This is a genomic window from Verrucomicrobium sp. BvORR034, assembly GCF_000739635.1.
Taxonomy (GTDB): Bacteria; Verrucomicrobiota; Verrucomicrobiia; order Verrucomicrobiales; family Verrucomicrobiaceae; genus Verrucomicrobium.
In genome coordinates this window covers 17,499-30,358 of the sequence record NZ_BATQ01000182.1, presented here as the reverse complement: position 1 = coordinate 30,358, position 12,860 = coordinate 17,499, and the positions used below count along the sequence as shown (strand labels likewise).

The 12,860-nt window shown below is 61.2% G+C and carries 12 protein-coding genes and 1 tRNA gene; 6 read left to right on the top strand and 7 right to left on the bottom strand.

Translation table 11 applies throughout. The annotated features are described in order from the left end of the window. Nucleotides 1–47 precede the first annotated feature (47 nt). From BV034_RS32335 to BV034_RS32320, 4 genes are read right to left on the bottom strand one after another with little or no spacing between them, the layout of a single operon-like run. A complete protein-coding gene (locus BV034_RS32335; protein WP_050031064.1) occupies nucleotides 48–1,175 on the bottom strand; it encodes a HAMP domain-containing sensor histidine kinase in 1,128 nt (375 codons plus the stop codon). Nucleotides 1,176–1,190: 15 nt separating this feature from the next. Continuing rightward, a complete protein-coding gene (locus BV034_RS32330; protein ID WP_050031063.1) occupies nucleotides 1,191–1,904 on the bottom strand; it encodes a hypothetical protein in 714 nt (237 codons plus the stop codon). Between the two features lie 30 nt (nucleotides 1,905–1,934). After that, complete coding sequence (locus BV034_RS32325; protein WP_050031062.1) at nucleotides 1,935–2,732, bottom strand: sugar transferase; 798 nt, start codon at nucleotides 2,730–2,732, stop codon at nucleotides 1,935–1,937. Nucleotides 2,733–2,753: 21 nt separating this feature from the next. Next, nucleotides 2,754–4,082, bottom strand: coding sequence for a hypothetical protein (locus tag BV034_RS32320; protein WP_265593720.1), 1,329 nt, complete (start codon nucleotides 4,080–4,082; stop codon nucleotides 2,754–2,756). A gap of 193 nt (nucleotides 4,083–4,275) precedes the next feature. Between BV034_RS32320 and BV034_RS32315 the strand changes: the two genes are divergently transcribed. The 3 genes from BV034_RS32315 (at nucleotide 4,276) to ssuE (ending at nucleotide 6,590) form a co-directional block, all read left to right on the top strand. Next, entirely contained in the window at nucleotides 4,276–4,914 is a 639-nt protein-coding gene (locus tag BV034_RS32315) for a polysaccharide biosynthesis/export family protein (protein WP_050031060.1), read from the top strand. Between the two features lie 193 nt (nucleotides 4,915–5,107). After that, nucleotides 5,108–5,797, top strand: coding sequence for a response regulator transcription factor (locus tag BV034_RS32310; RefSeq protein WP_063768968.1), 690 nt, complete (start codon nucleotides 5,108–5,110; stop codon nucleotides 5,795–5,797). Nucleotides 5,798–6,056: 259 nt separating this feature from the next. Beyond that, a complete protein-coding gene (gene ssuE / locus BV034_RS32305) occupies nucleotides 6,057–6,590 on the top strand; it encodes an NADPH-dependent FMN reductase (protein ID WP_050031058.1) in 534 nt (177 codons plus the stop codon). Between the two features lie 1,678 nt (nucleotides 6,591–8,268). Here ssuE and BV034_RS32295 read toward each other — a convergent pair. The 3 genes from BV034_RS32295 to BV034_RS32285 form a co-directional block, all read right to left on the bottom strand. Beyond that, nucleotides 8,269–9,393 (bottom strand): Gfo/Idh/MocA family oxidoreductase, encoded by a 1,125-nt coding sequence (locus BV034_RS32295; RefSeq protein WP_050031056.1) that lies wholly within the window; start codon nucleotides 9,391–9,393, stop codon nucleotides 8,269–8,271. A 67-nt stretch (nucleotides 9,394–9,460) separates the two neighbouring features. Then, nucleotides 9,461–10,273, bottom strand: a complete 813-nt coding sequence (locus BV034_RS32290; protein ID WP_081888310.1) for a DUF1080 domain-containing protein — start codon at nucleotides 10,271–10,273, stop codon at nucleotides 9,461–9,463. 350 nt (nucleotides 10,274–10,623) lie between these two features. After that, nucleotides 10,624–10,695, bottom strand: a tRNA-Val gene (locus BV034_RS32285). A 329-nt stretch (nucleotides 10,696–11,024) separates the two neighbouring features. On the opposite strand from BV034_RS32285, the gene atpB reads away from it, so the two are divergent. The 3 genes from atpB to atpF all read left to right on the top strand — a co-directional run bounded on the left by atpB (nucleotide 11,025) and on the right by atpF (nucleotide 12,831). Then, nucleotides 11,025–11,852: a F0F1 ATP synthase subunit A gene (gene atpB, locus BV034_RS32280; protein WP_265593719.1), complete on the top strand. Its 828-nt coding sequence runs from the start codon at nucleotides 11,025–11,027 to the stop codon at nucleotides 11,850–11,852. Between the two features lie 94 nt (nucleotides 11,853–11,946). Beyond that, on the top strand, nucleotides 11,947–12,210 hold the full coding sequence (locus BV034_RS32275; protein WP_081888299.1) for a hypothetical protein: 264 nt from the start codon (nucleotides 11,947–11,949) through the stop codon (nucleotides 12,208–12,210). Between the two features lie 99 nt (nucleotides 12,211–12,309). Continuing rightward, nucleotides 12,310–12,831: a F0F1 ATP synthase subunit B gene (atpF, locus tag BV034_RS32270; RefSeq protein WP_050031054.1), complete on the top strand. Its 522-nt coding sequence runs from the start codon at nucleotides 12,310–12,312 to the stop codon at nucleotides 12,829–12,831. Nucleotides 12,832–12,860: the final 29 nt, after the last annotated feature.

Genomic DNA, 12,860 nt, shown 5'->3' with positions numbered 1-12,860 from the left:
CGGGAGGCGCGGTGCCACGTGGAAAGGGAAAGGCATTCAGGGAAAGGTCATCCGTCGTCCGTGATCTGGCGCTCGGGGCTGATGCCCTCCAGCAGGATCATGGCGCTGCACTGGTTGTCCAAAGAGATGAGCCAGGCGGGCTCGGACGGCTTGGTGGTGAAGAACTGCTCGTAGATGTGCCGGGACTTGTCGGCGGGCATCGCACCGGTGTCGGAGATCTCGATGATCACCGTGGTGTCCCCCGCTTCGAACCAGGCCTCCCGATGCCAGTTGGCCCGTTCATTGGAGGTGAAGGTGTAGGCGTACGCCCGGATGTTCAGGCGTCCTCCGTCGGGCATGGCATCGATGGCATTGCCCAGGCGGTGCGCGAGGGACTCCACGAGGCGGCTGCGGTCCACCAGGACCTTGGGCAGGGCTTTGCCATATTCCTTGCAGACATGAATGCCCGTCAGGCTTTCCAGCCGCGGGGCCACGTGGGACAGCGCTTCTTCGATCACCTCCACCGCATCATGCGCACTCTTCACCATCTGCTGGGCTGCGTAGGCCCCCAGCATGCCGGACATGATGTTATCGATGCGGCCCGCTCCCTCGCGCAGGAAAGAGACAATCTTGGCGCGCGACTCGTCCGTAAGCGGACGTGGACGCGCCACATAGTCGGCTGCGAGCAGAATAAGGCTCAGGGGATTGCGGATTTCATGAGCGATGCCGGAGACAAACCGCGCGAGGGAGTCGCTGTTCTCCATGCCAAAGAGCCTGGCCTGTTTGTTCTCGCGTTCCCGTCGGGCATCGGGCGACTCTTCCGTGCGCCAGAGCAGCGCGTGGCGGATCGCGTCATCCAGTGCCTTCGGCGTGAGCTGGCTGTGGAGCAGGGCATCACTGGCACCAGCCAGACGGGCTCTGTCCACCAGGGAGCCATCTTCATCCGGTGCAATGAGGATGACCGGGACATTGAGGCCCAGCCCGGTGACGGACTCCACAAACGACAAACCCTCATCGCCCGCCACCACAGCCACTTCGCAGGCCTTTTCACCCATCTTGCGGAAGGCATCATCAGAGCGGTTGGCCAGCACGGTCTGGTCGTGACCGCGGGCATTCTGCAGGACTTCCCGCACCTCGTGACCCCGTTCGTTGTCCGGGGCCAGCAGCATGATCCGGTTGTGGTGATTCGCGTTCATGCGTCGATGGACCGATCAACGTGTCTCGACAGACCTCGATGGAAAAAGGCAGGAAGCGGTGGCGTGTGTTATGATGCCAGCAGGACCGGCTGCAAGTCCAGACATTTTGGTCTGCGGACTTACATAAGTTCCGGTGATCAGATAAGTATCGGACACCGAGGCACCGCGGCTGATCACGCAATTCTCTCCCACGACCGCCCGTGGCCCCACGGTGGCACCGTGGATGGTGGTGCCGCTGCCCACCCAGCAGGGTGCATGGAAGACGGTGTCCTTGGAGATGGAGCAGTGGTGGCCCACATACACTCCCGGGCTGATTTGATGTTCCAGCTCCGGCACCTTGCTGCCGCTTTTTTGCAGGCCATCCAGCCAGCGCTGCGCCATGGCGAACCAGGTTTGTGAGGCAGGTTGCTTGGGCAGATAGTGCGTGAGTTGGGCACCGCGTCGAATCACCACATTTCCCGTTGAATCAAGAAACGTGCAGGCTTCAGGGCGCGAGGTGGGAGGCCCGGTGGCCACCTGCACCCGGCGGTTGATGGGGAAGGTCTCGCACACATAGGCATAGACCCGCTCATCCGGTGCCTCCAGCCAGAGGCGCAGGGTGGCATTGCTGCGAAAGAGCACATCCATCCAATGGTCCAGCACATGGTGCGTGCCCAGATCCCACAAAAGAAAGGGCCGGTCCTCCACCCATTGGTTTGGCTGGCGGGAGATGATGGCATCGCAGGTCATGGAGAGGCAGGCTCGATGTGGATGACTTGGTCAGTTGCCGCCGCGATTCTTGAAAGCCGCGGGCACTGTTTGCATGAGGATCTTCAGATCCAGCAGGAGGTTCTGCTGCGCGATGTATTGCAGGTCCAGGCTGATGGCCTGGTCATGGGTGAGACTCTTGCGATCACTGATCTGCCAGGGGCCGGTCAGTCCCGGCTTCACCTTGTGGCGCAGCAGATCTCGCGGAGTGAAGTCTGCCACCTCCCACGCGGCCAGCGGGCGGGGACCTACCAGGCTCATCTCTCCGCTGATGATGTGGAAGAACTGGGGAAGCTCATCGATGGAGAAGCGGCGCATGAACTGGCCAAACGGGAGGATGCGCGGATCGCGGTGGTACTTGTCTGAAGGCGAGTGCTGCTGCAGGGCGTGGCGCAGTTTCAGCACGGACTCATCCTCGGGGATTTCGAAGTTGCACGCCGTCTCGTTGATCTTGTGCTCCTGGATCTTTCTGGCGATGGCTTCTGCATCCCGGCGCATGGTGCGGAACTTCATCATCTTGAAGAGGCGTCCGTCCTTGCCCACGCGGGAGCCTGCAAAGACGATCGGTCGTCCATCCATGATGAGGATCGCCAGGGCGGCGCAGATCATGATAGGGGAGAGCAGCAGCACCAGGATCACACCCGCCACGATGTCCACGAGACGCTTGGTGCCGCGGCGCAGCCCATGCCGCAGATGATGGCCGATGAGATCGCGCCATCCCGCCGGGCCGCGACAGCATCCCCGTCGCTCACCCGCCAGGGCATCATCGGCCAGAGCGATCGTGGTCTGTTTCATCTCATGGGTGGACATGGCGGAGGATCCTGCTTCAGATCAAAAATATCTGGTCACCTGCAAGCCCACCTGGGTGCGGTCGGCCGTCTCCGGCTCATCGTGGCGCTGCCGTTGTCTCCAGTGCAGATAGAGCTCCACATGCAGATGATTGGCACCGGGGTCCGGATTCTCCCGGAAGCCCAACGTCAGCCTTGTCGCAGGCTCCGTTTCTCTACGGCCCGTGTCATAGTCTCTGCCGATGAGCTGGAACTCACCCGCCACATACCAGTGCGTGCTAAGATCATGCTGCACCTCCGTGCCAAAGCGGATGTCTTGGAACAGAGCACCGTTCTCGACAATGGAAGGCTCATTCCCCACGCGAAATCTCGCGCTCACCCGGGTCTGCTCCGTGGCGAGCCATTGCACCGCGGCCGCTGCCACCGGGCTGTATTGCGTGCTCTTGGGCGGTGTCTTGTCGAACTCCCGGCGCTCCACACCGGTACGGGAGTAGAGGTTGAGTTTGGCTGTCGGCCGCCAGCGCCAGACGACGAGCAGTTGTGCATACTCCTGCCGGCCCGCCTCCTCCTGCTCGAAGTCGAGCCGCCCCAGTTCCGTGCCGAGCCCAAGCGTTGTCTTGGGTGTGGCCGCCCATTCCAGTCCGGCTTCACCCGTCCAGGTGGTGCGATTGGAAATGCCGTCTGCCACGGTGATGTCTCGCCAGGCCAGGCGGGTGCGCAGCCGCGTCTTGGGAGTGAGATGATAGTCAAAGGCAGGAGCCACCTCGAAGACCGTGTAGGTGTCCTCAGGAGACGTGTCATCGGACGAGGAAACAATCCGCTCGTCATAGTCCACCCGCAGGGACAGGTGCGAGAGCTCCGTGAACCGGCCTACCTGACTGAAGACATGCTGCAGGTGCTGGGTCTCATCTTCATCCACCAGATGGTGCAATGTGGGCACATAGAGCAGCGTGCCGTAGTACTCCGTGCGCTGGGATACTGGGCCGCCCTCCAGCGGGACATCGCCCACATCCAGCCTGATGATGGGGGAGAGCTCCAGCACCGTTCCGCCTTGCGCGCGGTCATTTGGTTCAGAGGCAATGTTGTCTGTGTAGAACACCTCCCCCTGCAGGCCCAGGCTCACCTGGAGCGGCACTGGCCTGGAGAATCCCCATGTGGGAGGCTGGCCCGCTGCGAGAGGGGAGAGACTGTGCCAGCGGCGTCGCTGGACGGTGAGGCCCAAGTCCGTGTCTCTACGCGAGACTTGGGTCACGGGGCGGCTGATACCGGTGGTATTGCCCGATGGGGCAAACAAGGCAGCATCCAGCAACGTGGGGGATCTGAGTGGCGGCGTTTCTCCTGCTTCATACCCGGCCGCCGTTCCGGGAACCATCGGCAAAACCAGCTCTCCCTCCATCGCGAACGCGGTCCCGCCGAAAAGCGCTATGGCTAACCTCCCCCAGACTGGCAATACTGCGTCCATATTGGGCACGGCTCCCATTTAATCGTTATGCAACTAATTTGGTCAAGAGGATTTGCGCTTTGGCATTGACATAGCGGAGGCTGCCCGGTTATCACATGGCTTCATGAAGCTGCCTTGTGGTTTGCTGGTGTCGGTTTTGGCCCTTGTGCTTTCAGCATGCGCCACCGATGCGGAGCGTAAAACCACCTCCGGCAGCCTGCCGCCGCCGCCAGCTCCCCCGCCTGCCGGGGAGCACTACACCATCCGGCCGGGGGATTTGCTGACCATCAGCTTTGCCGGGGAGCCCACGCTCACTCAGCAGGTTCGGGTGGACTGGAATGGCCTGATCAGTGTGCCCATCCTGGCGGCCGACGGCAAAGCGGAAGTCAAGGCCGCAGGGAGCTCGCCCTCCCGACTGGCGGAGCGGATCAGCGAGACGGCACGGTCCAATCAGATGTTGGTCAACGCCCGCGCCCAGGTGCTGGTCATGGAGTACGCGGGCCAGGCCTACGCGGTGCTCGGCCAGATTGCGCAGCCCGGCCGATACACTTTCCCCAAGGGGGTGCCCGCCCAGTTGCCGATTGAGGAGGCCGTGGCGCTCGCCGGTGGGTGCACCCGTCTGGCCCGCCAGTCCAAGGTGTTGGTGAAGCGTGGCACCCAGGTCTATGAGGTGAATCTGGAGCGGCTCGCCTCCCAGCCCGATCAGACGAGAGTGATCATCATCCCTGGCGATGTTATCACCGTGCCAGAACGCCGATTTTGATGCGGCCTCCTACGGCGACAGAGCGAGCGAGTTCCTTCCAATAACTGCATCCGCGGTACGGCTTTGCATCTGCAGGTGTCACCGTGGAAGGCCGGGGTAAAACGAGGCGAAAAAACTCTGCAACTTTTCCGCTTCGGCGGAGTTGATCCTGCTTGCTGATGAAGCCCCTGGTGGGCAAAAACTGAAATCGCTTATGCCCATTTGTCGTGTTGGAATAGTTGAAGATCACATCCTGATGCAGGAGGGATTGAAGGTGTTGGTGGGCAATATCGAGGGATTTGAGTGTGCTTGGGTGGCTAATTCTGCGGCGCAGGCCGTCGCGAGGATGCAGGAGCAGGCGGCGGACATGCTGCTGGTGGACATCTCCCTGCCTGATCGCAGCGGGTTTGAACTGATCCGGGATCTTCAGGCCACGCACCCGGAGGCAGCGGTGCTGGTTGTGTCCATGCACGATGAGGAACTGTACGCCGAGCGTGCGCTCAAGGCCGGTGCCCGGGGCTACCTCATGAAGAACAGCTCCATCGAGGTGTTTGAGCAGGCGTTGAAGACGGTGGCCCAAGGCGGTGTGGCCGTCAGCCGCAGCCTGTCTGACCGGGTGCTCATGGCCTACTCTTCCGGCGCGCCTCCGCGGTCGGAGACCGGCCTGCACATGCTCAGTGACCGCGAGTTCGAGGTATTTCGGTTGCTGGGGGAGGGGCGCAGCACCTTCAAGACCGCCGAGGTCCTGGGCATCAGTCCCAAGACGGTGGACGTCCACCGTAGGAACATCCGGAGCAAACTGGAGCTCGAGGACGGCGGCGACGTGGTCCGCTATGCCATTCGCTGGACGGAGTCGCGCAAGCATCTGGGCCTGCCTCATGAAGACCGGCAGGAGTCGGCCTAGGCATCTGTTCTTTTCGGATGAAGTTGTTGCAATGAACCTTCCGGAGGCTCGTGCCGGGGCAAGGGATTGAGATCGAGAGACTTGCGCTGATGGAGGGCTGGCCCCCGGTGCTGGCTGGCACGCTGGCCGCAATAGAGAGAGGGGGGCGGACGAACCTCGTTGCGACTGCCACCGCGGCAGGGTAGGGTAGGGGTGCGGTGTCAACATTTCGCTGGTCTCAAAACCGACATCCATCTGCCCTCTCAAACGTACACTTCCCATGTCCGACGTATTGTTGATCTCTGGTAGCCCGGCTCCGAAATCCCGCTCCTCCCTTCTGCTGGAATTCGCCGCCAACGCTCTCGAAGCCTGGAATGTCTCCAACGAGACGGTGAGCATTCTCGACTTCCCCGCGGAGGATCTCATTCAGGCCCGCTATGAGAGTGAGTCCTTCACAGCTTTCAAGGCCAAGGTGGAGGCCGCCAGGGCGATCATCATCGCCACCCCCATCTACAAAGGCTCCTTCACGGGCGGCCTGAAGGCGCTGCTCGACATCCTGCCCCAGAACTCGCTGCGCGGCAAGACCATCGTCCCCATCGCCACGGCGGGCACCCAGGCCCACCTTCTGGCCATTGATTATTCCCTGAAACCCGTGCTCTCCGTGCTGGGGGCCACCGATCTGCGCCAGGGGGTGTTCGTCGTGGACACCCAGTTTCACTACACGGACACCGGCTTCCGGCTGGATGACCACCTGCAGGAGCGCTTCGACACCAGCCTGGGGCGTCTGGCCGTGACGCTGAAGGCGCAGGGCTGATCTGCTGTGACGCCGCCTACGCCAGCCGCACCTTCGCACCCTATTTCATCAGGCCTTCCTCTCTGCATCCCAGCCCCCAATTCGTCGATTTCGTGCATTTCGTTCTTTTCGTACTTCGTACGGAGATTTTGCGAGGCTTCAGGATGAGGGAGTTATGAAAAATGGGCTTTTTGAGCCCTGCTGAAGGGGGGGGAGGCGGGGCTCGTGCTGGTGCTGGGGAGAGGTATTGGAGGCGAAGTGGTACGGAGTGCAGGCTCCAGTTCAGAGATGCCGAGCGCTGATGCTTGGTAGGGGGGGCACACACCTGGCTCCCACTCTGACGTTCCCGGCAGGATGCCGGGATTCGTCTGAGCGAAGCGATGGAGTGCGTTTTCACGCAAATGCGAGCGCTCACGACGCAAGGAGCCAGACCGCCACAACTCCTTCGGAGTAGTTTCCCCACCCTCACCTACCCAACGTAGACTCGCTGGAAGCTCGTCAACGTTGGGCTTGTAGCCACATCCTCTTCGAGGAAGAGCTTCGCCGGGCGTCTGCACAAGGCCGGGTGTCTGCACAACGCCGCTCAGAACCTCAGCCTGGCCAGCCCACCTCAGTCCGAAGTTGATCCCAGAAGGGGATCTCTGGAGTTTGGCCTTTGATGACGGAGTTAGAGGAAGCATGAAGGAGGCTTCTGATCCCAGAATGGGATCTGTAACACAGCCCAACGTGGACGAGCCCTGGGCGAGTCAACGTTGGGTAGAGTCAGAGAAACTCTCAACGCTGAAAGCGTTGTGGAGACGCTTTGTCTCCAGAGAGGGTTCCCTGACAGGCACGAGTGGAGGCGTCCTCCAGCCTCGTCATTCCAAGTTTCCTCGTCCGGCCGCTTCAGAGTCAGTGGGGAGCGCACGCATCTTGCGTGCTGTCCCCGGCATCTTGCCGGGGACGTCAGTCGCGCGTTCCCTCCGCTTCCCAGGCCGCCTGCGTGTTCTTTGTCCCTTTCGCATCCTCCACCTGATCCCGCTTTAGGGAGTCCTGTGTCGGCCAGATGAAGGCCTGTCGGGACCGGAGGGGGAGGGGCTTCGTTGGGAGCCGCGTTGGAGGATCGAACCTCACAAGGCGTCCCCAAAGCGGTGATGCTCACCGCAGTCCCAAAGCGGTTCCGCCGCCAGGTGTTGCGAGGGAGTGGGTTTGAAGGGAGTCAGGGGGCTGAGGTGTCAAAGGGACGTTTGACTGAGGGGCTTCTGCACCATGCAGAAGGCTCAGGCCTTCCTTCCTGGCCTGCCTTGGTAGAGGCAGGGTAGCTAGGTAAGCAGGTAGGTAGTAAGGGTGAGGTAGGTTAGGTAAGGGAGCTCTATGGCGTTGGTTCGAGGAAACATCAACATGGCTGGCCGGCGTTCCTCCTGGCCGGCCATTTTTGCCCCATCAGGGGCGGAGTGATTCACCGTACGAAGTACGAATTCGGCGAATTGACCCCTGGGCGTTGCCTGGCTCCCCAGGTCTTCCAGCATCACGGGTGCTCTCACCCCCTCAACCAAGAACCAAAACACCCTCCAAAAACCGATCCGTCACAACTCCCTCATCCTGAGCCCTGATAAATTCTCCGTACGAAGTACGAAAAGAACGAAATGCACGAAATCGACGAATTGCCCCCTCCAGCCTCGCTCCACTCCTGACCTCAAGTCTTCCAGTCTTCTGTCTCTCACTTCGCTAACTCGACCTTCTTCCCCGTCCTGGCCGACTCGCGGGCTGCATCCTGAATCTCCACCGCGATCAGATTGGTCTCCAGGGAGGACTGGCTGCCGCTGGGATCGATCTCACCCCGGATCACGGCGGCGAAGTACTCCACCGAGGTGCCATAGGGTTCGGCCAACGGCGCGGCGGTTTTTTCCTCGGGCTGCTTGGCGGGAGCAATGCGGATGTCGTAGTCCGTGGGATTGATCGTCCGGATGATGCCCTTGCGACCGTAGATTTCCACGTCCTTGCGCGGGAAGCTCCAGTCCCAGGAGGCCTGAATGATCCCTTGGGCCTGGGGGTACTCCAGGATGAGCGTGGCGTTGTCGTCCACCTTGGTCCACGTCTCCGGCCGGTTGGTCTGGAAGACCGCCGTGACCGACTGCGGGCGCTCGTTGCCCCGGAGCCAGGTCATGATGACGCCGCCGTAGCAGCCGAAGTCCGCCGAGGCCCCGCCGCCGTTCAGTTTCGGATCCTTGAGCCACGCTAGGAATTCAGGCTCCACGCGATCAGGCCCCGGATGGCCGAAGTGGCCCACGATCTTGGTGATCACGCCGAGCTGCTGGTCCTGCACGCAGATCCCGTGCGCTTCCGCGAGGCTGGAGTACCACGTGGTTTCCAGATTGGTCAGCAGGTGGATCTTGTTCGCCCGGGCCAGCGCCGCCATGCGGTCCGCAGCGGGCTTGTCCACCGCGAGCGGCTTTTCCACAATCACGTGCACCTTGCGCGGTGCTGCGGCTTCGACCACCGCCAGATGGTCATACGTGTTGGAGAAGGCCCAGATGGCCTGTGGCTTGCGCTCATCCAGCATCTTCGCCAGATCGGTGCCGAAGAGGGATTCATCAAATTTGTAACGCTCGCGGTAGCGGTTCGCGACCTCACGGTTGGGCTCGTAGATGCCCACAATCTCCACGGAGCCCTGATAGGCGCGTTTCAGGAAACCATTCACGTGCCCGTGCACCAGGCCGGCGATGACCACTTTCACAGGGGGCGCTTTCGACTCGGCGGCGTGTAACGGGATAGAACCCGCGAGCAGCAGGGCCAGCAGCGCGAACGATCGGCAAAGGGCGACAAGGCGAAGTCTTTTGAACATGTGAAGGAAGGGTGCGTGGGGATCTCAATTTGAAGCTAAAGCGCGGGCGGGGGCGTGACGATTGCACTCACTTGGCGGGGGCATCTGTAGCAGCCTTCTTCGGCTTGCCGCCCTGCGGGACAACTTTCACCGCCTCCGCCGGAATCGGTGCCTGCGCAGCGCTGAGCAGTGGCAGGTCTGTGGGCAGGTGTTTCACGAAGAAGTCCTTGTATTGAATCTTCATCACCGGGCCGACATGGACCTGCACGGCGATGACGCCCTCCAGCGCGCGGCCTTTTTCGTCCAGGTCGATGACATCCACGGTGGGGGCGCCATCGATCCAGTGTTGGTGGTGGTTCCCCTGCACAAGCATGCGGTACTCATGCCAGGTCTCAGCGGGGAACTTTTGAATGGGGAGCTTGCCCACCACCCAGGGCTGGCCCTGCGGATCGATGATCACCTTCTCGCCAGTGTGCGCGAGGATGCGGCGACCGCGCTCCTCGTAGAGCATGCCGTTGTAATCGTCCCGCGCCGGGACCACATCGCACTGATATCCCGTGACCACCCACTCGCCCAGGTCCGGGCGCTCCTGGCCGCGATACTGCAGGCCGCTGTTGCCCCCGGTGGTGACCTTCACCTTCACCCGCAGCTCGAAGTTCTTCACCTTGCCGTCCTTCCAGGTGATGAAGCGGTTGTAGTCCAGCTTGCCATCGGTCACGCCCGTGAGGCAACCCTCCTCCACCGACCAGTACTTCTCGCTGCCGCTCCATCCGCTCAGGTCCTTGCCGTTGAAGATGGCGGTGAACCCCTCCGGCGGAGAGGGGGCTTTCTCCTGCGCGCGTAGAGGCAGGGTGAAGCCGAGGGCGAGGGTGAGAAGGCAGAAAGCGATGCGGCGGTGCATGGTGAGCGGAGTCTTGAGGAGGCGGTGGCCGTGGAGGCCGCTGGCACAGGGGGGGAGGGGAGTTTCCGCCAAGTGCAACGGCGTCCGGGGAGCTCAACTTGCGGTGAAAAGCCCTGAGCACCTGTAACTTCCCGGGAGCGAGATCGGAGACCGGATGTCCCAATGGCCCCACAGTCCCGCCAGCGGGATCAGACATTGGGCGTCTTTTGACTGGTGACAGGCGACCAGCTTCCACCGCCGCCATTCATCGGCGGCATCGCTCAAAATATCGCCCTCAGAGCGCCTGAAATCTCCGGTCAGAAGGATCGCGCCGCACCGCCCCAGACGCCATTTCAGGCTTGGAAAAAGAGTGCGCAGGGAGGGGATCGAACCCCCGACCAACTCGGTGTAAGCGAGCCGCTCTACCGCTGAGCTACCTGCGCGTCTAGAGGGCTGCTTTACTCGCCTCGAACCTGTCCGAGAGCAAGGAGAAAAACTGGCGAAGTGTTTCAATTACTGAGCTTGCCAGTGCCATAAAATTCACCCAAAATCGCCAACAATTGAGACTGGCTGCGACGAGCATAAGAATCGGTTAAATCGCGCTCCAAGCCCCATGGGACGGACTTTGTGAAATTTTTCACAAATAAATCTTGCGGGAAATTGCAGGGTCGGTTTAATAAGTGGCCCTTCTCTCAGCCGAGCCTCGGATTTCCAGTATATGTCGCACGTTTCTGAATCCTTTTTCATTCTGCCTCCCTTGTTGGCAGAAGGTGTGAGTCCGTACGCAATTTCGCTCTTCGGCGAGAAGAGCACTCTCTCCTTTTTCACGAACTCCTTCCTCCTCGCCGGCATCGTGCTGGGCGTGCTTCTGTGGGTCTCCCGCAAGGCCACTTCCAACATGCAGCTCATCCCGCATGGCTGGCAGAACGGGTTCGAGGGTGTGGTCGAGTTCTTGTACGGCAAAGTTGAGGACATCATCGGGCCCAAGGTCGCCAAGCGCGCCTTCCCGCTGCTCGCTTCCGTCTTCATGTTTGTGTTGGTCTCGAACTGGTTCGGTCTGATTCCTGGCGTGGGCACCATCGGCTGGGGCCAGGGCAGCGGCAATCTGACGCTCTCCTCGGTTCATGCCCCGCTTTTCCGTCCGGCCACTGCTGACCTTAACATGACCCTCGGCATTGCGCTGAGCTTCATGATCGTCTGGTTGATTCTGACAATCAGCGAGGTGGGCGTCATCGGCTTCCTCAAGCACATGTTCGCGCCCAAGGGCAAGTTCAAGGGCATCATGATGTTGATGATGGGCGTGATCTTCGCCTTTGTGGGCCTCATCGAGGTGGTCTCCATCGCCTTCCGCCCCATGTCGCTCTCCCTGCGACTCTACGGCAACATCTACGCTGGTGAAACCCTCCTGCACACGATGATGTCCATCCTGCATGGGGCCCATCCGGTCATCAATTTCATCGGCAGCATCCTGATCCCGCTGCCCTTCTATTTCATGGAACTGCTGGTGGGTCTCCTCCAGGCGGTCGTCTTCACCCTCCTTTGCTCAGTGTACATCCTGCTCTCCACCGCCCACGACGAGGAGCACGACGACCACCACTGATAAACCCCTTTGCCGTCGGGACCGTGGCTATGACTGCGGGCGGCGGTAGTAACAACGAAACACGATACCTACTAAGACTATGATGATGGAACTTATGTCCGTTGCTGAAGCCGCCGTTGCTGCAGCTCCCTCCGCAGTTGAACTTGCCAAAGTGACCGGCGTGAATGGCAGCCTTACCCTCGGCGTTGCCGGTGCTGGTGCCGCTATCGCAATCGGCATGATCGGTGGCAAGGCTGTTGAAGCCGTCGGCCGTAACCCCGGCGCTTATGGCAACATCATGACCCTTGGCATCATCGGCATGGCGCTGGCAGAAGCTATCGCCATTTACGCTCTGATCATCGCTTTCGGCGGCCGTTAATCGCTGCCGTTGGTCCTTCAGATTCCGGGTGGCGGAGCTCGCCTCCGCCACCCTTTTCCCGCCCCTTCCCCACCCTTACTCATTCAACCAGGCTTTCATATGATCGCGGCAGCGTCGGCAGTTTCGGCAATCACAGACCAGTTCGGGCTCCAGTGGGGCCACCTGATCGCCCAGATCATCATCTTTGCGATCGTGGTCTTCATCCTGCGTCGCTACGCCTTCGGCCCCATCCTTGCGATGCTGGAAGCCCGCCGCAAGCGGATCGCTGACGGTGAAGCCAAGCTTGAGAAGATCGCCCGCGACCTCGCTGCTGCTGAGCAGAACGCGAAAGCCATCGTCACCAAGGCCGACGACGAAGCAGGCCGCTTGATCAAAGAAGCTGGCGAAAGCGCCAACATCCTGGCTGAGAAAAAGCGCCAGGAAGCCGTCAACGAAGCCACCGGCATCATCGCCAAGGCTCGCGAAGCCGCCCAGCTCGAACAGGAGCAGCTCGTCACCCAGCTCAAGCGCGAATTCGGCCGCATGGTCGTGGATGCCACCTCCCGCGTCACCGGCAAGGTCCTCAACAACGACGACCAGGATCGCATCAACCGCGAAACCGCCGCCCAGGTCTCTCTCTAAGGTTCAAGGTTCGCTCGCTTCTCCTCCTT

Excerpts from the sequence above, each read along its gene's own strand:
- BV034_RS32335 (WP_050031064.1), bottom strand. The coding sequence starts at position 1,175 with ATGAACGCGAATCACCACAACCGGATCATGCTGCTGGCCCCGGACAAC.
- BV034_RS32330 (WP_050031063.1), bottom strand. The coding sequence starts at position 1,904 with ATGACCTGCGATGCCATCATCTCCCGCCAGCCAAACCAATGGGTGGAG.
- BV034_RS32325 (WP_050031062.1), bottom strand. The coding sequence starts at position 2,732 with ATGTCCACCCATGAGATGAAACAGACCACGATCGCTCTGGCCGATGAT.
- BV034_RS32320 (WP_265593720.1), bottom strand. The coding sequence starts at position 4,082 with ATGGTTCCCGGAACGGCGGCCGGGTATGAAGCAGGAGAAACGCCGCCA.
- BV034_RS32315 (WP_050031060.1), top strand. The coding sequence starts at position 4,276 with ATGAAGCTGCCTTGTGGTTTGCTGGTGTCGGTTTTGGCCCTTGTGCTT.
- BV034_RS32310 (WP_063768968.1), top strand. The coding sequence starts at position 5,108 with ATGCCCATTTGTCGTGTTGGAATAGTTGAAGATCACATCCTGATGCAG.
- ssuE (WP_050031058.1), top strand. The coding sequence starts at position 6,057 with ATGTCCGACGTATTGTTGATCTCTGGTAGCCCGGCTCCGAAATCCCGC.
- BV034_RS32295 (WP_050031056.1), bottom strand. The coding sequence starts at position 9,393 with ATGTTCAAAAGACTTCGCCTTGTCGCCCTTTGCCGATCGTTCGCGCTG.
- BV034_RS32290 (WP_081888310.1), bottom strand. The coding sequence starts at position 10,273 with ATGCACCGCCGCATCGCTTTCTGCCTTCTCACCCTCGCCCTCGGCTTC.
- BV034_RS32275 (WP_081888299.1), top strand. The coding sequence starts at position 11,947 with ATGTCCGTTGCTGAAGCCGCCGTTGCTGCAGCTCCCTCCGCAGTTGAA.
- atpF (WP_050031054.1), top strand. The coding sequence starts at position 12,310 with ATGATCGCGGCAGCGTCGGCAGTTTCGGCAATCACAGACCAGTTCGGG.